At 69.9% G+C, this 19,366-nt stretch carries 19 protein-coding genes; 11 read left to right on the top strand and 8 right to left on the bottom strand.

All coding sequences use genetic code 11. The features are described from left to right. Nucleotides 1-133 precede the first annotated feature (133 nt). Nucleotides 134-976, bottom strand: a complete 843-nt coding sequence (locus ACIOVG_RS17365) for a helix-turn-helix domain-containing protein (protein ID WP_400876214.1) — start codon at nucleotides 974-976, stop codon at nucleotides 134-136. Continuing rightward, nucleotides 973-1,596 (bottom strand): TetR/AcrR family transcriptional regulator, encoded by a 624-nt coding sequence (locus tag ACIOVG_RS17360; protein WP_400876211.1) that lies wholly within the window; start codon nucleotides 1,594-1,596, stop codon nucleotides 973-975. Before ACIOVG_RS17360 ends, ACIOVG_RS17365 begins: the two co-directional genes overlap by 4 nt. Nucleotides 1,597-1,666: 70 nt before the next feature. On the opposite strand from ACIOVG_RS17360, the gene ACIOVG_RS17355 reads away from it, so the two are divergent. Then, nucleotides 1,667-2,938: an MFS transporter gene (locus ACIOVG_RS17355; protein ID WP_400876208.1), complete on the top strand. Its 1,272-nt coding sequence runs from the start codon at nucleotides 1,667-1,669 to the stop codon at nucleotides 2,936-2,938. Nucleotides 2,939-2,982: 44 nt separating this feature from the next. After that, nucleotides 2,983-3,423: an alternative ribosome rescue aminoacyl-tRNA hydrolase ArfB gene (arfB, locus tag ACIOVG_RS17350; protein WP_400876205.1), complete on the top strand. Its 441-nt coding sequence runs from the start codon at nucleotides 2,983-2,985 to the stop codon at nucleotides 3,421-3,423. 194 nt (nucleotides 3,424-3,617) lie between these two features. On the opposite strand, the gene ACIOVG_RS17345 is transcribed toward arfB, so the two are convergent. Beyond that, nucleotides 3,618-5,696, bottom strand: coding sequence for a bifunctional lysylphosphatidylglycerol flippase/synthetase MprF (locus ACIOVG_RS17345; RefSeq protein ID WP_400876202.1), 2,079 nt, complete (start codon nucleotides 5,694-5,696; stop codon nucleotides 3,618-3,620). A gap of 86 nt (nucleotides 5,697-5,782) precedes the next feature. Between ACIOVG_RS17345 and ACIOVG_RS17340 the strand changes: the two genes are divergently transcribed. Next, nucleotides 5,783-6,856 (top strand): PQQ-dependent sugar dehydrogenase, encoded by a 1,074-nt coding sequence (locus ACIOVG_RS17340; RefSeq protein WP_400876199.1) that lies wholly within the window; start codon nucleotides 5,783-5,785, stop codon nucleotides 6,854-6,856. Nucleotides 6,857-6,870: 14 nt separating this feature from the next. Here ACIOVG_RS17340 and ACIOVG_RS17335 read toward each other — a convergent pair whose 3' ends face one another. From ACIOVG_RS17335 to ACIOVG_RS17325, 3 genes are all read right to left on the bottom strand, one after another. Beyond that, nucleotides 6,871-7,677, bottom strand: coding sequence for a tyrosine-protein phosphatase (locus ACIOVG_RS17335; protein WP_400876196.1), 807 nt, complete (start codon nucleotides 7,675-7,677; stop codon nucleotides 6,871-6,873). 106 nt (nucleotides 7,678-7,783) lie between these two features. Continuing rightward, a complete protein-coding gene (locus tag ACIOVG_RS17330) occupies nucleotides 7,784-8,437 on the bottom strand; it encodes a DsbA family protein (RefSeq protein WP_400876193.1) in 654 nt (217 codons plus the stop codon). Nucleotides 8,438-8,510: 73 nt separating this feature from the next. Next, complete coding sequence (locus tag ACIOVG_RS17325; protein WP_400876190.1) at nucleotides 8,511-8,936, bottom strand: hypothetical protein; 426 nt, start codon at nucleotides 8,934-8,936, stop codon at nucleotides 8,511-8,513. An 81-nt stretch (nucleotides 8,937-9,017) separates the two neighbouring features. On the opposite strand from ACIOVG_RS17325, the gene ACIOVG_RS17320 reads away from it, so the two are divergent. From ACIOVG_RS17320 to ACIOVG_RS17310, 3 genes are read left to right on the top strand one after another with little or no spacing between them, the layout of a single operon-like run. After that, the gene (locus ACIOVG_RS17320; protein WP_400876187.1) at nucleotides 9,018-9,368 is read left to right on the top strand and encodes a PLDc N-terminal domain-containing protein; all 351 of its coding nucleotides are present in this window, start codon (nucleotides 9,018-9,020) and stop codon (nucleotides 9,366-9,368) included. Further along, nucleotides 9,365-11,032, top strand: a complete 1,668-nt coding sequence (gene menD / locus ACIOVG_RS17315) for a 2-succinyl-5-enolpyruvyl-6-hydroxy-3-cyclohexene-1-carboxylic-acid synthase (protein WP_400876184.1) — start codon at nucleotides 9,365-9,367, stop codon at nucleotides 11,030-11,032. Before ACIOVG_RS17320 ends, menD begins: the two co-directional genes overlap by 4 nt. 44 nt (nucleotides 11,033-11,076) lie before the next feature. Then, nucleotides 11,077-11,922 carry a PPK2 family polyphosphate kinase gene (locus ACIOVG_RS17310; protein WP_400876181.1) on the top strand — a complete coding sequence of 282 codons (846 nt, stop codon included), beginning with the start codon at nucleotides 11,077-11,079 and terminating at the stop codon, nucleotides 11,920-11,922. 123 nt (nucleotides 11,923-12,045) lie between these two features. On the opposite strand, the gene ACIOVG_RS17305 is transcribed toward ACIOVG_RS17310, so the two are convergent. Further along, the gene (locus tag ACIOVG_RS17305) at nucleotides 12,046-13,293 is read right to left on the bottom strand and encodes an isochorismate synthase MenF (protein ID WP_400876178.1); all 1,248 of its coding nucleotides are present in this window, start codon (nucleotides 13,291-13,293) and stop codon (nucleotides 12,046-12,048) included. A gap of 71 nt (nucleotides 13,294-13,364) precedes the next feature. Here ACIOVG_RS17305 and ACIOVG_RS17300 point away from each other — a divergent pair, with 71 nt between their 5' ends. The 5 genes from ACIOVG_RS17300 (at nucleotide 13,365) to ACIOVG_RS17280 (ending at nucleotide 18,269) form a co-directional block, all read left to right on the top strand. After that, on the top strand, nucleotides 13,365-13,922 hold the full coding sequence (locus ACIOVG_RS17300; RefSeq protein ID WP_400876175.1) for a hypothetical protein: 558 nt from the start codon (nucleotides 13,365-13,367) through the stop codon (nucleotides 13,920-13,922). A 17-nt stretch (nucleotides 13,923-13,939) separates the two neighbouring features. Beyond that, nucleotides 13,940-14,659, top strand: a complete 720-nt coding sequence (locus ACIOVG_RS17295; protein ID WP_400876172.1) for a class I SAM-dependent methyltransferase — start codon at nucleotides 13,940-13,942, stop codon at nucleotides 14,657-14,659. Between the two features lie 45 nt (nucleotides 14,660-14,704). After that, the gene (locus ACIOVG_RS17290) at nucleotides 14,705-15,766 is read left to right on the top strand and encodes a polyprenyl synthetase family protein (RefSeq protein WP_400876169.1); all 1,062 of its coding nucleotides are present in this window, start codon (nucleotides 14,705-14,707) and stop codon (nucleotides 15,764-15,766) included. 60 nt (nucleotides 15,767-15,826) lie between these two features. Continuing rightward, the gene (locus ACIOVG_RS17285; protein ID WP_400876166.1) at nucleotides 15,827-17,200 is read left to right on the top strand and encodes an FAD-dependent oxidoreductase; all 1,374 of its coding nucleotides are present in this window, start codon (nucleotides 15,827-15,829) and stop codon (nucleotides 17,198-17,200) included. Nucleotides 17,201-17,261: 61 nt separating this feature from the next. Then, on the top strand, nucleotides 17,262-18,269 hold the full coding sequence (locus ACIOVG_RS17280) for an alpha/beta hydrolase (protein ID WP_400876162.1): 1,008 nt from the start codon (nucleotides 17,262-17,264) through the stop codon (nucleotides 18,267-18,269). Between the two features lie 7 nt (nucleotides 18,270-18,276). On the opposite strand, the gene ACIOVG_RS17275 is transcribed toward ACIOVG_RS17280, so the two are convergent. Continuing rightward, entirely contained in the window at nucleotides 18,277-18,909 is a 633-nt protein-coding gene (locus tag ACIOVG_RS17275) for a GntR family transcriptional regulator (protein WP_400876159.1), read from the bottom strand. Nucleotides 18,910-19,366: the final 457 nt, after the last annotated feature.

Here is a 19,366-nt window from a genome sequence, read left to right as displayed (position 1 = left end):
GCGTCGACGCGGCGAGAAGTTAGGTAAGCATGCCCTAACAGAACGATGCTAGAACGCGGATGCCGCGGCCAGTGTCGATCGACGGACGACTTGTGTCGCGAAACGGACAGATCGCGTCGGATGGGCGCGAACGTCAGCGCCAGTAGAGGTGGTGCGCGGAGTCGGCCTGCACGCGGGCGACGTGTTGACGCGGCGTGAGTCCGAACCGTTCTTTGAAACTCGCGGAGAAGGCGCTGGTCGTGGCGTAGCCGCAGCGGTGAGCGGCAGCGCCGATCGGGGTGCCGTCGACGATCAGGCGGGCGCCGAGGGTCATCCGCACGCCGGTGCGCCACCGGCCGAACGTCATGCCGACGTCGTTCTGGAAGATGCGCAGCACGGTGCGCTCGTGCAGCCCGTGGGCGAGGAAGAGCTCGCCGGCGCTGCGCGGGTCGCCCGGGTCGTCCAGCACCGCCTGCACCAGGGCGCGCACGCGCTCGTCGGTGGGCAGCGGCACTTCGCCCCAGCCGTCGAGTGCCTCAGGAGCCGGCTGCTGCAGCATCTCGATCAGTGTGGACTGGATGCGCACGCGCAGATCGGTGGGCATGTCGTTGATGCTGAGGTGCAGCAGCATCTCCTGCACGGCCCGCGGCACGAGGACCCGGGTGATGTCGTCGATCGGTGTGATCGCGGATGTCGCGGGCAGGTACGTGTAGCAGCCGACGGAGTCCCGCTCGTGGTGTGCCGTGTGCGGCGTCCGCGCGGGGATCCACACGCCCTGGCCGGGAGCGAGGCGCCACATCGCGTCCTGCAGGTGCACCCATACGGTGCCGCGATAGCACCAGGCGAGCATCGCGTCGGCGTGGGAGTGCGGAGGGGAGAGCGGGCGGGTGCCGGTGTCCTCCCCGGTGACGACCCCCGTTCCCATGAGGTACGGCGGGACCACGGTCGACGCGAGCTCCGGGCTCGCCTCCCAATCATCCTGCCGGTATGAGTTCATCGGTGTTCGTCGGTCGTGCGCGCCAATCGTGCCTCGATCGGCGACCATCCGCTCTCCAGGATCGCGAATCCGGCGTCGAGCGTGCCGAGCTGGTCGTCCGTGTCGTTGACGAGCAGCTGCATCTGCAGGATGAAGCGCGAGTAGACCCGGATCTCGGCGGTCGGCTCCGACAGCCCGAGCTCGTCCGCGATCGCGTCCGAGAGGGCGTCCTCGTGGCGGAGCCACATGCGCGCCGCGTAGTCCCGCAGTGCCGGTGTCTCGTTCAGGAACGTCATGAAGATGCGGGTGACGTCGTCGCCGTGCTCATCGACGTTGGCGCGGAGCTCGGTGGCGTAGAAGTCGTGGATCGCGCGGTTGATCGTGCTCCCATCGGGGCGATCGCGCACGGCGGAGACGAGCCGGTCCCGCTGCTCGTCGTCCTCGTCGAAGACCAGCGCCTCCTTCTGGGGGAAGTGCGCGAAGACGGTGGTGGGGGAGACGTCGGCGGCATCCGCGACCTCCCGGATGCTCACGTTGTCGAAGCCGCGCTCGAGGAACATCATCGTCGCGACGTCGGAGATCGCCTTGCGGGTCGCGGCCTTCTTCCGCTCACGGCGCCCCATCGGCTCAGTGCTGCTCATCTCCCCAGCCTATCGCGCACTCGATACAAAACTGGGTTGACACCAAAACTGGTATCGATACACTTTCGGTATGACTTCACTCATTTCCTCCGTGCGCGGCGTGAACCGCGCCTGGGTCATGCTCGTCGTGCTGACGATGCTGACCGTCATCGGCATGACCGTCGTCCTCCCCGTTCTTCCCTTCGTGGTGCTCCAGTACGTCTCGGAGGAGAAGGACCTCGCGGTCTGGGTCGGCATCCTCGAAGCGGTCAACGGCCTGTGCGCCTTCCTGGTCGCGCCGTTCCTCGGCCGTCTCTCCGACCGCTTCGGGCGTCGCCCCGTCATCATCGGCGCCGCGTTCGGCGCCGCCTTCTCGATGGCGCTCTTCGGCATCGGCGGAGCCCTCTGGGTGCTGGTGCTCGCCCGCGTCATCCAGGGCCTGACCGCCGGTGACATGCCGGCACTGTTCGCCTATCTCGCCGACATCACACCACCGGAGCAGCGCGCCAAGCGATTCGGTCTGCTCGGCGCCCTCACCGGTATCGGAATGATGGTCGGCCCGGCCGTCGGCGGGCTGCTCGCAGCGGTCAGCATCCAGCTCCCGGTCTTCGTCACGGCCGGCGTCGGTCTCGTGATCGCGATCCTCAGCATCTTCCTGCTCCCCGAGAGCCTCAAGCCCGAGAACCGCATCCCCCGCATCGCGCTGCGCGAGATCCAGCCGTTCGGCGTCTTCAAGGAGGCGTTCGGTCGCAAGGAGCTGCGCGGTCTGATGATCGGCTTCGGCATCCTCGCGCTGCCGTTCGGGTTCTTCGTCAACAACTTCAGCGTGCTCGCGTTCGACGCGATCCAGTGGGGCCCGACACAGATCGGGCTGTTGACCGCGGCCGTCGGCATCATCGACATCCTGATCCAGGGCGTGCTGCTCGGCATCCTTCTCCCGCGCATCGGCGAGCGCGGCGTGATCGTGAGCGCCATCATCGCGCAGATGATCGGTCTCATCGCTCTCGCGGTCGTCGCCTCGGTCTTCGCCCAGCCCTGGGTCTTCATCGTCGGCGCGCTCATGCTCGCCGCTGGTCAGGGCGCATCGACGGCCGCGATGGACGGCGCGATGTCGAATGCGGTCGGCGACGACGAGCAGGGCTGGCTCGGCGGGGCGACGCAGTCGCTGACCGCAGCTATGAACACCGCGGCCCCGCTGATCGCCGGAGCGCTGTACGTCACGGTCAGCCACGCGGCTCCGTACTGGCTCGGGGCCGCGCTCATGGTCGTCGCCGCCATCGTGGTCGCCCGCGCGCACATCGCCAACACGGCGAAGGTCGCGCCGAACGAGGCGCACGTCGAGCGGGCGGACGCTCTCGCCTGAGCCCCGGCTGGCCGCCGGGGTGGTGGGCGGAGGATGATGGACTCATGCCCTCCGCCCACCGCCCCGGTCTGCGCGTCTCGGCGGGTCTCACGATCCCCGAGGCGGAGCTGTCGTGGCGGTTCTCGCGGTCATCCGGCCCCGGCGGACAGGGGGTGAACACGGCCGATTCCCGCGCCGAGCTCGTGTGGGACGCCGCCGCCTCGACCGCGCTATCTCCGGCGCAGCGGGAGCGGCTGCTCCAGCGCCTGGCCGGGCGCCTGGTCGATGGCGTGCTGACGATCGCCGCGTCCGAGCATCGTGCCCAGCTGCGCAACAGGGACGCCGCGCGGGAGCGGCTCGTGGCCCTGGTGGCCGAAGCTCTGCGCCCGCCGTCCCCGCCGCGTCGCCCGACGAAACCGAGCCGCGGCGCGAAGGAGCGTCGCCTGAAGGCGAAGCAGCGACGCACCGACGTCAAGCAGCTGCGTCAGCGTCCGCGCGATTCCTGACGGCCGGCATCCGGCGTGCTCACACCCGCCTCGTTCCCGGCGCGACCTGCAGGATCATCCGCGACGTGCGGGGCGAAATGGGGGCGGATGCTCCTGCATCTCGCACTTCTTCCTGCACGTCGCACGCGGTCGCACGCGGCAGCACGCGGTCGCACACGGTCGCACGCGGTCGTGCGCGCCTGACCCGGTCGCTGTCAGTCCTTCTCGCCGCCGCGCACCAGTTCCAGGCCGGCGCCAGCGAACTGCCGCAGCGTCGCATCCGGCAGGAAGGCCCGCGTCAGCGCCCCGCCGATCCGGGTGAGGTCGCTCTCGTCGCGGAACAGCAGATACATGGTCTCGTAGCGCGGGTGGAACTTCTGCTTGAACCGGTGCAGTGATCCGAAGCCGTAGACCGGCTCCAGCGCCTCGGCGAGCCGATCGCTCAGCGCGGCGATCACTCCCGCATCCGGCGGATAGTCGTGCGCGAGCGGGGCACCGGACAGCGACATGATCGCGGCACCCTCCTCCGAGAACTGTTGCGCCGACGATCCGATCAGGTACTCCATCACCGGACCGAAGCCGCCCTCGCGGCGCCGCATCAGGTCGAGCGTCCAGCCGCGCACCGTGCCGCCCTCGCCGTACACGGGGAGCCACGAGAGGAAGCCGTCGACGTCGCCGTTGGGCGCGAGCGCCAGTGCGAGTCGCACCTCGGGGTCCTCCGCCTCCTCCAGCGTGCCCAGCGTGAAGCGCATCTCGGGCAGGTCCTTATCGCCGACCCAGGCCTCGGAGATCGCACGCAGCTGCTGCTGCACGCCCCACGATTCCGACTTCAGGTGCGTCATCCGGAAGGTCATGTCCTCTCGACCCGCCTTGTTGAGCGAGGTGCGCACGGAGTTCCATCGCTTGCCGGTGAAGGTGAGACCGGGCAGGTCGACGATCGTGTCGTCGGCGACCACGATGCTGCGCCAGGTCGGGGGCACCGCGGCGCGGGTGGCTTCATCCGCGCTGAAGAAGCACGGCACGAGTCCGGCATGCTCCGCGTCGCGGATGAAGGCGTCGACCGCGGCGGCCCGGAGCGGCGTGGGACCGATGGGGTCGGCGAGCGCCAGCGCGACGCCGTTGCGCCGCTGGTAGGCCACGATGCCGCCGGTCACCCGCGCATAGCTGTTGCCGTCCCACGTCGTCATCCACGACAGGGTCCCGCCGCCGTGAGCGCGCAGCTCCTCCTTCACCGCGTCGACCGTGGGTGAGGGCTGGCTCCCCAGAGTCGACTTCCGGCGGGCTCGGAATGCGCGCCGTACCCACACCAGGTAGACCAGCATGACCAGCCACAGGAATCCGTTGGCCATCACGAGTTCGGTCTCGCCATCCCAGCGCAGATCGAGCTCGGCCTGGCTGGTCAGGATGATGAGCGTCAGCACCAGTGCGGCGCCCAGCAGGTTGTACAGACCGAGGAGGATCGCGAGCACCCAGGCGAAGCGCCGGCCCCGACGCAGACCGTTCACCAGCACGAGGATCACCACGAGGTCGATCGCGAGATCGATGAACCCGCCTGATGCCGGGTCGGTCGGGCCGAAGGGGCCGTCGGTCGCCACGAAGGTCGTGATGATCTCGACCGCTCCCAGCACGAGGATCGCCACCACGGCGATGAGTCGCTGCTCCCGCACCGTGGTGCGGCGCACGCGCAGCGACCGGTCGATGACCAGGATCAGCAGCACCGCGAGCAGGTGCTCGAGGTCGGCGAGCTTGCCCCAGAACAGCATCGCGATGAACACGAAGCCGAGCAGGATCAACCAGCCGCGCACCCGCCACGGCGGACGGAAGAGGCCGACCGCCGCCGCGATGCAGGCCATGGTGCCGCCCGATGCTCCGACGTCGAGCGCCTGCGCCTGTGCCGTGGCCCACGCCCACGGGAACTGCGAGAGCGCGAGAAGCAGGAGCGCAGTGGCGAAGATCGCGAAGAGCTGACCGATCCAGTAGTACGCGAGCGCCACGCGCGACCCGCGTCGGAACTCCAGGTAGGCCATGCCCCAGAAGCCGGTGATCGTGAAGATGTACACCCAGGGCTGGTTGACGAAGAACGTGCCGGTCAGCGGGGTCCACCACTTGCCGTCGGCGAGGTTCGGCAGGCCGTAGGCCACGCTGCGGAACAGAGCCGTGTCTTCGAACGGGGCCCACAGGCCGTGCCAGATCACGCCCACTGCCAGGATCAGCAGCACCATCGACAGCGTCGCCGGGATGCGCCTCACCACGGAGAGCACGCGGTTCGGCGTGTGCGTTCGCGCCTCGGTCATGCGCTCAGCGTAGCGAGGGCGGCGGCGGCACACATCCGCCCTTCCCTGAACGCGCCGTTCGGTGTGGGATGGAGGAGGGAGGACACATGGCGGTCAGGCGGGGCGGGACGATGCTCGCAGCGACCATCGCCACGATGCTGGCGCTCGCCGCGTGCACGCCGCAGCCGGGATCCGTCCCTGCCGCCACTGGGCCGGTCAGCACCGATCCCGAGCCGTCGCCCGAGGTCATCGCCGAGGGGCTGGAGGCGCCGTGGTCGATCGCGTTCCACGGCAGCATCGCCCTGATGAGCGAGCGCGACAGCGGACGCGTGCTCGAACTCGGCGACGACGGCGCTGTCCGCGAGGTCGCCCTCATCGCTGACGTCGCCGCCGGTGGCGAGGGCGGGCTGCTCGGCCTCGCGGTGCACGACGACGAGCTCTACACGTACTTCACCGCCGACGACGGGAACCGCATCGAGAAGCGCGCGATCCTCGGCGACCCCGGCGCGCTGACTCTCGGTGCACCGGAGACCGTGCTCGCCGGCATCCCGTCCGCCGGCACCCACAACGGCGGCCGCATCGCGTTCGGGCCCGACGGGATGCTCTACGTCACGGCCGGCGATGCCGGGGACCGCGACAGCGCGCAGGACCCCGACGTGCTGTCCGGCAAGATCCTGCGGCTCACCCCCGACGGCGCCGTGCCGGAGGACAACCCGTTCGACGGCTCGTCGGTGTACAGCTACGGTCACCGCAATCCCCAGGGCATCGCCTGGGATGCGGCAGGCACGATGTACGCGAGCGAGTTCGGGCAGGACACGTGGGATGAGCTGAACGTGATCGAGGCGGGCGGCAACTACGGCTGGCCGGTCGTCGAAGGCATCGCCGGTGACGACGACTTCATCGACCCCGTACAGCAGTGGACGCCGTCGGACGCCAGCCCGAGTGGCATCGCCGTGCTGGACGACCGGATCATGATCGCGAACCTGCGGGGTGAGCGACTACGGGTCGTGCCGCTGGGCGATCCGGCGACGGCATCCGAGTGGTTCCGCGGGGAGCTCGGCCGCCTGCGCGACGCGGTCGTCGCCCCGGACGGCGCGCTGTGGATCGTCACGAACAACACGGACGGCCGCGGCGATCCCTCAGACGGCGACGACCGTATCCTCCGCCTCGACGTGGAGTGACCTCCGCCCGAGGACTACTCGCCGCGCAGCACCCGCCGTAGCGCGGCGACCTCGTCGTCGGTCAGGCCGCCGCTGCGCAGATACGCGGCCGCGTCGCCGTGCTCGGTGGCGATCCAATCGAGCGCCGCCTCGATGGCCGACGCGGGCGACTCGGTCGCGAGGGTCTTCAGGCGCGGGGTCAGCGGCACGCCGATCGCGGTGATCAGACCCGTCAGCGCCTCGGCGAAGCCCCGCGCCAGGTTCTTCCCGGTCTGCGTGTAGTCCTCGACGATGACCTCGCGCGGCACCCCGGCGACCTGAAGCAGCAGCGCCGCTGCGAGCCCGGTGCGGTCCTTCCCGGCGGTGCAGTGGAACAGCACGCCGGGACGATCTGTGCCGGATGCGGTGATCACCGCGCGGGCTACCGTCGCGAACTGCGCGGCGCTGCCTCCGAGGATCGCGGTGTACAGGTCCTCCAGCGTCGGCACCTGGTCCAGGACGTCCGCGAGCTGCGCCTCGGAGAGCGGGGTTCCGTCGGCGGCCGGCAGCAGCTTCTGCACCATCTCGTCCATGGCCCCGCCCTGCACCGACAGGGGGATGAGCGTGATGCTGCCGTCGGACGGAAGACGATCGGCCGACCGGGCGCGCTCGCCGTCCGTGCGCAGATCGATCACCGTGCCGACGCCGAGATCGACCAGCCCCTGCATACCCTCGTCGGTGAGTGCGCCCAATGCATCCGAGCGGAACAGGATGCCCGATGCCACCGTGCCTCCGTCCGATGTCGGCAGTCCCGACAGTTCGCGGGAGTTGTGCGTCACGGGCAGCACAGAGGTCACGTCCATCGTCCAGGGTCCCTTCCACGGTGTGGCCCCCAGCGTATCGGCGGCCCCGGAACACGGCGTGCACCCCTGTCGGCGCCGCACCGGGCGCCGACAGGGAAGCGGGGGCTCAGCCGTTCACGGCCTTCTCGATCGCCTGCTCGAGGTCGCCCCACTCCTGCAGCACCACGGGCTCGCCGTCGATGAAGAACGAGGGCGTGCTGCTCACGCCGAGCTTCTCGCCGTCGGCCTTGTCCGACTCGACGCGCTGCAGCGTGGCGGGGTCGGCGATCGCGGCGTCGTACGCAGCCATGTCGAGACCGAGGTCCTCGGCGAACGCGCGGAACACGGCCGGGGTCTCCTCGGAACCCTCGCCCCACTGCGCCTGAGTCTCGAACAGGCGGTGGTACATGTCCTCGAACCGGTCCTGCTGGGCTGCGGCCTCCGCAGCGAGTGCGGCCTGGGTCGAGTTGATGTGGCCGGGGAGCGGGAAGTACCGCACCACGTAGGTGATGTCTCCGGCGTAGGTCTCGCGGAGTTCCTCCACGATCGGGTAGAAGGCGCCGCACGCCTCGCACTCGAAGTCGAGGAACTCGACGACCGTGACGGCATCCGCACCGCCCTGATCGAGCACATGCGAGTCGGCGCGGACGGTCTGCAGCTTCTCTCCGGCCTGCGGCTCCGGTGTGGCAGCGCGCTGGTTGATGGCGAAGACGATGCCGACGATCAGCAGGACGATGGCGACGGCGATGGCGATCAGGGTCGCCTTGACAGAGGTTCTCATAGGGGTCTCCAGGTACAGGTGCAACGACAGGGGAAGGGTGCCGCGCGCGGCGGCTCGTTCGACGCGCTGTCGTTCAGGTACGGGAGATGGAGAGTTGGGCGAGGGTGAGAGCGGAGGGGAGCCGGCGCGGGCCCGCGCGCGCGGGCGGGACCGTCCGGGGCGCTCGTGCCGTGGGAACGCCACGGCCGCGCGTGAGCAGACGGCGCAGCAGGAGCACGAGCGCGACACCGCAGAGCACGGCGATCACGCAGAGTGCCGCATCCGACGACAGCACATCGACGGCGGCGACGTCGTCGTGGTGCTCGGCTCCCGCCGCGGCAGCCGGGGCGGAGACGCCAGGAGCCAGGCAGAGCGCGGCATGCACGTCGGCGTCCCCGCGCGAGGTCGACCAGGCGCCCACGACGAGCAGGAGCGCGAGACCGAGGGCCGTGACGACCTTCGCCCACAGCATCTGCTCGGTCCGCGCTCGCAGCGGAAGACGAGGGAGCGAGGGCGGCATTTCCCGGGCAGTCTAGCAACGACGGCTCAGGGGGCAGCGGGAGACGGACCTGGCCGTCTGCGACCCGCTTACACTGGAAGGGTGGCGAGACTACTGATCATCGGCGGCTTCCTCGCCGCCGTGTTCTGGGTGTTCAGCATCGTCGACTGCGCTGTGCAGCCGGCGACGCGGCATCGTGGCGTGCGAAAGCCGGTGTGGTTGATCATCGTGATCCTGATCCCGGTCATCGGCGGGATCCTGTGGTTCGTCATCGGACGCCGCCGCGCCAACGACCAGGGCGTGCCCCGCATGCTCGCCCCCGATGACGACCCCGCGTTCCTGCGCAGCATCAGCAAGACCGAGCAGGATGCCCGCATCCGCCGTCTCGAAGAGGAACTCGCCCGCTTGGACGACGAGACCGACGAAGGTCCGGCGCCGGAACCTCGCGCGTGACCGCGTCGCCCGCCTCCGATGCGGCGGCATCGCTCATCGCCGAACTCATCGAGCACGGCGTGCGCGACCTCGTGCTGTCGCCGGGTTCACGTTCCCAGGCACTCGCGCTCGCCGCTGTCCGTCGGGCCGATGAGGGACTGCTCCGCGTGCACGTGCGCATCGACGAGCGCGTCGCCGGGTTCACCGCTCTGGGCATCGCGCGAGAGACCGGGCTCCCGGCCGCCGTGCTGTGCACCTCCGGGACCGCGGCGGCGAACCTCCTGCCCGCGGCCATGGAGGCCTTCCATTCCGGTGTCCCGCTGCTGCTGCTGACCGCCGACCGCCCTCCGGAGCTTCGGGGGGTCGGGGCGAACCAGGCCACCGCGCAGCCGGGGATGTTCTCCTCCTGGGCACGCGAGGAGATCGATGCACCGGTCCCGGTGGGCGGCGACGAATGGTCGGGCCTGGCCGCGCGCGTCGTCTCGGCTGCCCTCGGCGCCGACGCGGCGCTCGGTCATGCCGGCGTCGCCGGCCCCGTGCATCTCAACCTGCCCTCGCGCGAGCCGCTGTCCGGAGGAATTTCCGCGCCCGCCGTGGTCCCGGGGCCGGCCCCCGTGATCGTGGCGGGCGAACCGCTCGTGCTGGAGCGAGGGCCACGCACGGTCGTGATCGCCGGGGCGGATGCCGGAGCCGCTGCGGAGGAGATCGCACATGCCGGCGGTTGGCCGCTGATCGCCGAGATCGTCAGCGGGGCGCGGTTCGGGCGTCAGATCGTGCACGGCTACCGGGGGCTCCTGCGCCGCGACGACCTCGGCGGTCGCGTCGAGCGCGCCGTGGTGCTCGGGCACCCCACGCTCAGCCGGGAGGTCACGGCGCTGCTCTCCCGTGCGGATGTCGATGTCGTGGCGGTGCGGCGCGGCGGCGAGGGGCTCGACCTGAACCACCGCACGATCGCGGTGGCGTCCGTGGCGGTCGCCGAGGGCACCACCGACCGGGAGTGGCTCGGCTCCTGGCTCGAGGCCTCTGCCGCGGCGGCCGTCGACCTCAGCGAGGCGGCGCCCGACCAGGACGGTCTCTCCTCCACGCACTTCGCGGCACGACGCGACGCCGTCCGCGCCGAGCTCGACGCGGTGCGCCGACCGCTCGATCGGGAGCTGCTCGTCGACTCGGTGTGGCGGGCCACGTGGCCGCACGACCGGCTGATGTTCGGGTCCTCGCGGCTCGTGCGTGTGGCGGACGCGGTGCTCGGCGGCAAGAAGGTGCCGGTGCACGCCAACCGGGGTCTCGCGGGCATCGACGGCACGATCGCGACCGCGACCGGCATCGCGCTGGCGAGTCAGGCGGACGGCACTCCCGGTGTCACCCGGGTACTGCTCGGCGACCTCACCTTCCTGCACGACGTCGGCTCGTTGCTGCTGCCGCCGGACGAGGCCGAGCCGCGACTGCAGGTCATCGTCGGCAACGACGGGGGCGGCACGATCTTCGACTCGCTCGAGGTCGCGGGTTCCGCCGCACCCGCCGATCTGGACCGCGCCTTCTACACGCCGCACACCGTGCGACTGGAGCACCTGGCCCTCGCCTACGGCTGGGAGTATCAGAGGGTGACCACCCGCACGGCGCTCGACCAGGTCCTCACCACACCCGTCGGCGGCCGCCAGCTCATCGAGGTGCCGTTGCCGCGCTGACGCGCGCACGTGCGGATCCGGCCGAGAGTGGGCAGGATGAGCACATGATGAACGCACATCGCTGGGCAGACATCCTCCGGGTCGACGAGGGGTTCCGGCTCGCCGACGTCGACCCCGCGAGCACGCCAGGCTACGAGCACGGCAAGGCGCACGGCAAGCGCGACCTCGACGAGGGGCTCGCGTCGCTGAACACGCTGCAGGAACGGCTGTTCGCCGAGAGCCGCGCCGGTGTCGCGCAGGACGCCGTGCTGCTCGTGCTGCAGGCGATGGACTCGGCGGGCAAGGGCGGCATCGTGCGGCACGTCGTCGGAGGCGTCGATCCGCAGGGCGTCGCGCTCGCGGCGTTCAAGGCCCCTACCCCCGAGGAGCGGGAGCACGATTTCCTGTGGCGCATCGAGAAGCGCCTCCCCGAGCCGGGGTTCATCGGCGTGTTCGATCGCTCGCACTACGAGGACGTGCTGATCGGCAAGGTCCGCGCACTCGCCGACGCCTCCGAGATCGAGCGCCGCTACGAGGCCATCAACGCGTTCGAGGCGCAGGTCGCGGCATCCGGCGTGCGCATCATCAAGGTCATGCTGCACATCTCGCCCGACGAGCAGAAGGCGCGCCTGCGCGAGCGCCTCGACCGGCCGGACAAGCACTGGAAGTACAACCCCGGCGACGTCGACGAGCGCCTGCTGTGGCCGCAGTACATGGAGGCGTATCAGACGGCTTTCGACCGCACTTCGACCGAGGTGGCGCCGTGGCACGTGATCCCGGCGAACAGCAAGTGGTATGCGCGACTGGCCGTGCAGGAGCTGCTGCTCGCGGCGTTGGAGGACATCGATCCGCAATGGCCGGTCGCGGAGTTCGATGTCGAGGCCGAGAAGAAGCGCCTCGAGGCGAGCTGACCGCCGAGCCCCGCCACAACTCAGGACGATCGGCCCCGCTCGCGTCGGAAACGGCGGATTCGGGTGTCGCCGGTCCCGGTGTGCCTGAGTTGTGGAGGTCGCGCCCCCGGCTCCTGGACCGATTCAGGCCAGCGCGTCGACCAGCGGGCGGAACTTCACGCGCGTCTCGAGCAGTTCCGACTCCGGGTCGGAACCCGCGACGATCCCGGCTCCGGCGTAGGCGGTGACGTGGATGTCGTCGACTCCTGCCTCGAACTGCGCGCACCGCAGCGCGATCGCCCACTCGCCGTTGCCCGCTGCGTCGACCCAGCCCACCGGTCCGGCGTAGCGGCCGCGGTCGAAGGGCTCGAGCTCGCGGATCACACCGATCGCGATCGTGGTCGGAGTTCCGGCGACCGCGGCGGTCGGATGCAGGGCGCCGATCAGGTCGAGCGCCGACTCGCCCTCGGCGAGCTCTCCTTCGACATCGGTCGCGAGGTGGAACAGGTTCGGCAGCTTGAGCAGGAACGGCTGTTCGCTCGCGGCGAGGGCCCGCGTGTGCGGTCGGAGGGAGGCGAGCACGCTCTGCACCGCGTACTGGTGCTCGTCGAGATCCTTTGTGCTGGATGCCAGCGCAGCCGAAGCGGCGGTGTCGGCATCGGCATCCGCCCCGCGACTGACCGTGCCGGCGAGCACGCGCGCCGTGACGGTGCGGTTCTGCACCGTGACGAGGGTCTCGGGGCTCGCGCCGATGAGTCCGTCGACCGCGAAGGCCCAGGTGTCGGGGTAGCCGGTCGAGAGAGCGCGCACCAGTCGCCGCAGGTCGGAACCGGCCGGGATGGTCCCGGTGAGGTCGCGCGCGAGCACGACCTTGCTGAGCTCGCCCTGGGCGATGCGCCCGAGCGCCTGTCGCACCGAGTCCTGGTAGCCCTGCGGGCTCTGCGCGCCAGGACCGACCGTGCCGGCCCAGTGCGGCCCATACGGCTGGTCGTCGGCGACGACGGGGGCGGGGCCGTCCGCGACGCGGATGGTCGTGCGCCAGAAGGTGTGGCCGTGTCGTCCGATGACCTGCGACGGGATCACGAGCACGCTGTCGGAGGCCGACTTCTCGTCGAAGGCGAGCGCGCCGAAGGCGACCAGCCCGGTACCGGGCAGGCCGACAGGGTCGTCGATCCGGGCTCCGGACGCCAGGTAGCGCCACGCCGTCGCGAGGGCGGAACTGCGCAGCCCGGTGGAGCCGGCCGACGCGCGCAGCTCGCGCAGCGGCTCTCCCACCGCGACGATGCCGTCGCCGCGTCGCAACCAGGCCAGCGGTCGTGCGGGGTCTGCCGCGGCCAGAAGATCCTCGACCGGATCGATCTCTCGGGTCTCCACGACCAGCGTGCTGCTCACTGCTCCAGCCTAAGACTCGGCGCTGTGGGCGGGACGCCATCGGGCACAGCGCGTCGTCCTAGGGTGGGCGCATGAGTGACGCACGTCCCGCAGCAGGTGCCGAGATGATCTTCCAGTGGCGCAAGTGGGACGGCTCGCCGCACTGGCGGCACGAGTGCGTGTACCTCGGTGCCGACCGATGGGGCGACTGGGTCGGGCAGCCGGTGGGGTGGAACAGTGCGCGACCCGGTGCCGCCTTCGTGGCCGCCGGGCCCAACGTCACGCTCGTCGCGCCGGAGGGCGACTTCGCCCTCACCGTCAACCGCGACCATCCCAAAGGCATGCGCATCTACATCGACCTGGGGTGGGACGTGCGGTGGTCGGATGACCCGCTGCTGGCCACCGGCATCGACATGGACCTCGACGTTGTGCGGGTGGAGGGCGAGCGAGGCACCTGGGTCGACGACCGTGACGAGTGGGCGGAGCACAGCATCCGCTACGGCTATCCCGCCGAGGTGATGTCGCGGCTGGAGGCACTCGCGCTCGACCTCGAGGACAGGGTCCGCCGGCAGATCGCTCCCTTCGACGACGCGACCGCCGACGTCTGGCTCGATCGGCTCGAGGCGCTGGGGCTCGCACCCAGGTCGTGACACCTACACTGGGTCAGGTGACCCCGAACGAGCCCAATCGCGCCGATCTCGGCAAGGACCCCGCCCGCGTCAGCGGCATGTTCGACCAGGTCGCGGCCGGCTACGACCGCACCAACACGGCCATGACCTTCGGCAACGATGCGCTGTGGCGTGCCGCCACGACCCGTGCCGTCGCCCCGAAGCCGGGGGAGCGGATCCTCGATCTGGGGGCAGGCACCGCCTCGTCCTCCGCGTCGCTCGCTCGCAGCGGCGCCCAGGTCGTCGCCGCCGACTTCTCGCCCGGCATGCTCGCCGAGGGGCAGCGCCGCCACGGCGCGATGCGCAATCTGTCGTTCGTCGAGGCGGACGCCACGAACCTGCCCTTCGCGGATGCGGAGTTCGACGCCGTCACCATGTCGTACGCCCTGCGCAACGTCAGCGACCCGCGCCAGGCGCTGCGCGAGCTGTTCCGTGTCACCAAGCCCGGTGGACGCCTCGTGATCAACGAGTTCTCGACCCCGCCCGGCACGCTCTTCCGCAGCGCCTACCGCTTCTACAACGCGAAGGTCCTGCCGCGGGTGGCCCGCGTCGCCGGCACGAACGGCGATGCCTACGACTATCTGAACGAGTCGATCCGCGACTGGCCCGACCAGAAGAAGCTGTCGGCCTGGATCCGCGATGCGGGCTGGACCGACGTCGCGTACCGCAACCTCACGTTCGGCATCGTCGCCCTGCACCGTGCGCGCAAGCCGGAGTAGTCGCATGGACGTATCACCCCTGCGCGACGACGGTAGGCTGGGGTCGTGACTTCGAGCCGCGTAGCCCCGGGTTCGCGACTGGCGAGCCGTCTCGGTTTCAGCGACCGCGTCTTCATCGGTCCCGCCGCACGGCGAATCGCCCAGTCCATCGAAGACGGGCTGGAGCTCGTCGAGACGGGACTGGCGGAAGACGTGCGCGTCGCCGATCCGCTGGCCGACGCTGCCAGCCGCTATCTGTACGAGGCCGGGGGCAAGCGCATCCGTCCGGTGCTCACGCTGCTCGCCGCGCAGCTCGGCGATGGCAACACCGAGGCCGTGATCGACGTCGCCAAGGCGCTGGAGATCACGCATCTCGGCTCGCTGTACCACGACGACGTGATGGACGGCGCCGACCGCCGCCGTGGCGTGCCCGCCGCGCACGCGGTGTGGGGCAACAACATCGCCATCCTCACGGGGGACATCCTGTTCTCGCGGGCGAGCCAGCTGATGTCGCGCCTCGGCGAGCGGGCCATCCGCCTGCAGGCCGACACCTTCGAGCGTCTGGTGCTCGGGCAGATGCACGAGACCCTCGGTGCGCAGCCCGACGACGACCCGATCGAGTTCTACATCCAGGTGCTGGCCGACAAGACCGGCTCCCTGATCGCCGCGGCGACGCAGGGCGGCGTGATCTTCTCGAACGCGCCCGCCGAGTACGAGGAGCCGCTGCGCGTGTACGGCGAGAAGATCGGCGTCGCGTTCCAGCTGCTCGACGACGTCATCGACCTGTCCGCCAAGCCCGAGGACACGGGCAAGGTGCCGGGGACCGACCTGCGCGCGGGTGTGCCGACCATGCCCTACCTGCTGCTGAAGGCCGAGTCGGATGCGGCGTCGGTCGAGCTCGCCGCGCGCATCGACGACGGCGTCGCACGCATCGCTGAGGGCGCCGATCCCGCGATCCTGGACGGACCGCTCACCGAGCTGCGCGACCACACCGGCACTCAGAAGACGCTCGCGCTCGCGCACACCTGGACCCAGGATGCGATCGACGCGCTCGCCCCGCTCCCGCGCGGCACCGTGCGCGACGCGCTCACCCGTTTCGCAGAGACCCTCGTCGAACGCTCCAGCTGACCGCGGCGCGGCCTCCTCGGCTGCGTGCGGCGGATGCGACGGCACACGAAAGGACCCCCTATGACCAAGCTCAGACTGGCCATCGTCGGAGCAGGGCCCGCCGGCATCTACGCCGCCGACATCCTGCTGAAGGCCGAGCGCAAGTTCGACGTCTCCATCGATCTCTTCGAGCAGCTCCCCGCACCCTACGGTCTGGTCCGCTACGGCGTCGCCCCCGACCACCCGCGCATCAAGGGCATCATCACGGCTCTGCGCGACGTGCTGGACCGGGGCGACATCCGCCTGTTCGGCAACGTCCGCTTCGGCGAGGACATCACCCTCGAAGACCTCAAGCGCCACTACAACGCGGTCATCTTCGCGACCGGTGCGATCCACGACACCTCCCTCGACATCCCCGGCATCGATGCGGTCGCCTCCTACGGCGCAGCCGACTACGTGAGCTGGTTCGACGGACACCCCGATGTGCCGCGCGAGTGGCCGCTGGATGCGCCCTCCGTCGCCGTGCTGGGCAACGGCAACGTCGCGCTCGACGTCGCCCGCATGCTCGCGAAGCACGCCGAGGATCTGCTCGTCACCGAGGTGCCGGCGAACGTCTACGAGGGACTCAAGGCCAGCGAGGTCACCGATGTCCACGTGTTCGGACGCCGTGGACCGGCGCAGGTGAAGTTCACACCGCTCGAGCTGCGTGAGCTCGGAGAGCTGCGCGACGTCGACATGGTCGTCTACGACGAGGACTTCGACTACGACGAGGCATCCAAGGATGCCGTCGCCAGCAACAAGCAGGTCATGGTCATTGACCGGGTGCTGCAGTCGTGGCGCAAGCGCGACTCCGTGAACAACGCCGGCGGAACGGCCTCGCGCAGACTCCACCTGCACTTCTGGGCACGCCCGGTCGAGGTGCGCACGGACGACGCCGGTCGCGTGGCCGCCCTCGTCTACGAGCGCACCCAGCCCGACGGGCAGGGCGGGGCCATCGGCACCGGCGAGATGCGCGAGGTGCCGATCCAGGCGCTGTACCGCGCGATCGGCTACTTCGGTTCACCGCTGCCCGGCGTGCCGTTCGACAAGAAGCACGGCGTCATCCCGAACCGCGAGGGCCAGGTGCTCGCGAAGGATTCGAACCAGCAGCTGCCGGGTGTCTACGCCACGGGCTGGATCAAGCGCGGACCGGTCGGGCTCATCGGACACACCAAGTCCGACGCGATGGAGACCGTGCGGCACATCATCAACGACCAGGGCTCCTGGTGGCACCCGGAGGACCCCTCGGAAGAGGCGATCCCCGCGCTGCTGAAGGAGCGGGACGTCAAGTGGACCGACCTCGACGGCTGGCACCGACTCGACGAGCACGAGATCGCCCTCGGCGCTCCCGAGGAGCGTGCGCGCATCAAGGTCGTGCCGCGCGACGAGATGGTCCGGGTCTCCCGCGGGGAGTGAGGAACCGGCCCGAACGGGCCTGCGGCACCGTCTGCCAGGTCGCCTCGGCTAGCCTGGCGACATGGTCGATTGGACTCCGGACGTGCTCGGCGACGAGTTCGAGCAGCTGACGCTCGACCTCGGCGAAGACGATCAGGGCCCGGTGGTCGCTACGCTCGTGCGGGCGCTGCCGGCGCCGTCGAGCTGGTGGGACCGGCTCCGAGGCGCTCGGCGACCACTCGAGAATGTCGACGTGCTGTATGTGCACGGGTGGTCGGACTACTTCTTCCAGAAGCGGTTGGCGCGTTTCTGGACCTCACGCGGTGCGCGGTTCTTCGCGCTCGATCTGCGCAAGTACGGCCGCAGCCTGCGTGACGGACAGACACCGGGGTACATCACCGATCTCCGCACCTACGACGAGGACATCGCGGCCGCCCTCGACGGGATGGGGCGCGGTGACGATGGAGAGCACTCGACGCGCAAACTCGTGCTCCTGGGGCATTCGACCGGCGGATTGACACTGAGCCTCTGGGCATCACGGCATCCGGACGTGGCGGATGCCGTGATCTTGAACAGCCCGTGGCTGGAGTTCCAGTTCGCATCGGTGCGCTCGGCGATCGCGCCGATGGTCGAGCTGACGGCGCGGCTGCGTCCGCTCGAGGTCGCGCCCCAGGTGGATCTCGGCTTCTACACGCGGGCGCAGCAGGAGGTCGTCGATCCGGATGACCCGATGGAGGTCAATCTGAAATGGCGGCCGGTGCAGACCATGGCGGTCTATGCCGGGTGGCTCAGCGCGATTCTCTCGGGGCACAACACGGTCGCGGCCGGGCTCTCGATCTCCGCGCCCGTGTGCGTGCTGCTCTCCGCCCGCTCGGCGACGCCTACACGGTGGTCCGACGAGCTCACCAGGGCCGATTCGGTGCTCGTGGTGGACGACATCGCGCGCGCATCGCTCAAGCTCGGCTCGACCGTGACCGTCGAGCGCGTCGACGGCGCACTCCACGACATCTTCCTGTCACGGCACGATGCGCGAGAGGACGCGTACCGTCGGCTCGCCACCTGGGTCACGGGATGGCGAGCGACGTGGTGAGCGTCGCTCACACGTAGTACATCGCCCGGGAGAGACGTTCCGCCTCATCCGCATCGCCACGCAGGATGGCGGCCCGGAAGCTCGCGTACGTGGTGTGCATGCGCTCGTGATCTTCTCTCGGCACGCGCCAGTCGCGCAGGTTGCGGAACAGGGCGACCTCGGCATCCGTCATCAGGGAGACATGCTGGGCGTTGCCGCTGTGGTCGCTCAGATACGAGAACACCGCCCAGCGGCTCTCGGTCGTCGCCTCGTCGGCCTCCAGCGCGATGTGCATGTCGTCGACCAGCTTCGCGAGGTGCGTGCGCTGGGTCGCCGTGATGCGGGGGACGCCCATCCGGGCCGAGACCCCGGCCTGGTAGCCGGCGAACACGCGCGTCTGCTCGACGATCTCCGCTGTCACGGTCGTGACCTCGGTGTACCGGCTGGGGTACATCATGACAAGGCCGAGGCGCTCCAGCCGCTGGAGCGCCTCGCGCACGGGGGTGCGCGACACGTGGAACTCCTCGGCGACCTCGACGTCACGGATCCGATGCTGTGGCGGCAGGACGCCGTCGATGATCTGCTGTCCGATGTGGTGGAAGACCTCGTCAGCCAACAGCTGCTTGCTCTCACCGATGTTCTTGGATTCCGTGATGCTCATGGAACTGCCCCCAGTTTTGTCCTTCTGTTCCCGGGCACCCCATGAATCTTCGCCCGGGAGGGCAACTACATCATGAATCGTGTGCAGTGCCAATACCCGAACGGTGGGACGCACGGGGTGCGTGACCGCTCTGTGACCGGAGGGCGCCTGAGGGCACCCGCCGGTCACGGACGACGCGAGCACATGCGGCTGCCGGTTTCCCGTTCCCCACTGGGTCGGTTCCGTGATCCCGAGACCGCGGCGCCGAAGTGCGGCAGCGGAGCATGTGACGCCCACGTCATCGGCCGCCTGCGGTTGCGGCCTCATACAGTCTTGGTGATAGCGACCCGTATATCGGTATGCAATTCCTCGGATGGTGAGGATTCGGAGTGCGACGTCTTCCAAATCCCCTAGTTCCGGGGATGCTGTGGCGGGCGGGGACTGACGACGCCGTGATCGGTGCCGCACCCCCAGTGCC

It is taken from the genome of Microbacterium sp. NPDC087591 (assembly GCF_044743625.1).
Lineage (GTDB): Bacteria > Actinomycetota > Actinomycetes > Actinomycetales > Microbacteriaceae > Microbacterium.
Note: the sequence above shows the minus strand (reverse complement) of the source record. Positions and strands in the feature narration are given on the sequence as shown.

Excerpts from the sequence above, each read along its gene's own strand:
- ACIOVG_RS17365 (WP_400876214.1), bottom strand. The coding sequence starts at position 976 with ATGAACTCATACCGGCAGGATGATTGGGAGGCGAGCCCGGAGCTCGCG.
- ACIOVG_RS17360 (WP_400876211.1), bottom strand. The coding sequence starts at position 1,596 with ATGAGCAGCACTGAGCCGATGGGGCGCCGTGAGCGGAAGAAGGCCGCG.
- ACIOVG_RS17355 (WP_400876208.1), top strand. The coding sequence starts at position 1,667 with ATGACTTCACTCATTTCCTCCGTGCGCGGCGTGAACCGCGCCTGGGTC.
- arfB (WP_400876205.1), top strand. The coding sequence starts at position 2,983 with ATGCCCTCCGCCCACCGCCCCGGTCTGCGCGTCTCGGCGGGTCTCACG.
- ACIOVG_RS17345 (WP_400876202.1), bottom strand. The coding sequence starts at position 5,696 with ATGACCGAGGCGCGAACGCACACGCCGAACCGCGTGCTCTCCGTGGTG.
- ACIOVG_RS17340 (WP_400876199.1), top strand. The coding sequence starts at position 5,783 with ATGGCGGTCAGGCGGGGCGGGACGATGCTCGCAGCGACCATCGCCACG.
- ACIOVG_RS17335 (WP_400876196.1), bottom strand. The coding sequence starts at position 7,677 with ATGGACGTGACCTCTGTGCTGCCCGTGACGCACAACTCCCGCGAACTG.
- ACIOVG_RS17330 (WP_400876193.1), bottom strand. The coding sequence starts at position 8,437 with ATGAGAACCTCTGTCAAGGCGACCCTGATCGCCATCGCCGTCGCCATC.
- ACIOVG_RS17325 (WP_400876190.1), bottom strand. The coding sequence starts at position 8,936 with ATGCCGCCCTCGCTCCCTCGTCTTCCGCTGCGAGCGCGGACCGAGCAG.
- ACIOVG_RS17310 (WP_400876181.1), top strand. The coding sequence starts at position 11,077 with ATGATGAACGCACATCGCTGGGCAGACATCCTCCGGGTCGACGAGGGG.
- ACIOVG_RS17300 (WP_400876175.1), top strand. The coding sequence starts at position 13,365 with ATGAGTGACGCACGTCCCGCAGCAGGTGCCGAGATGATCTTCCAGTGG.
- ACIOVG_RS17285 (WP_400876166.1), top strand. The coding sequence starts at position 15,827 with ATGACCAAGCTCAGACTGGCCATCGTCGGAGCAGGGCCCGCCGGCATC.
- ACIOVG_RS17280 (WP_400876162.1), top strand. The coding sequence starts at position 17,262 with ATGGTCGATTGGACTCCGGACGTGCTCGGCGACGAGTTCGAGCAGCTG.
- ACIOVG_RS17275 (WP_400876159.1), bottom strand. The coding sequence starts at position 18,909 with ATGAGCATCACGGAATCCAAGAACATCGGTGAGAGCAAGCAGCTGTTG.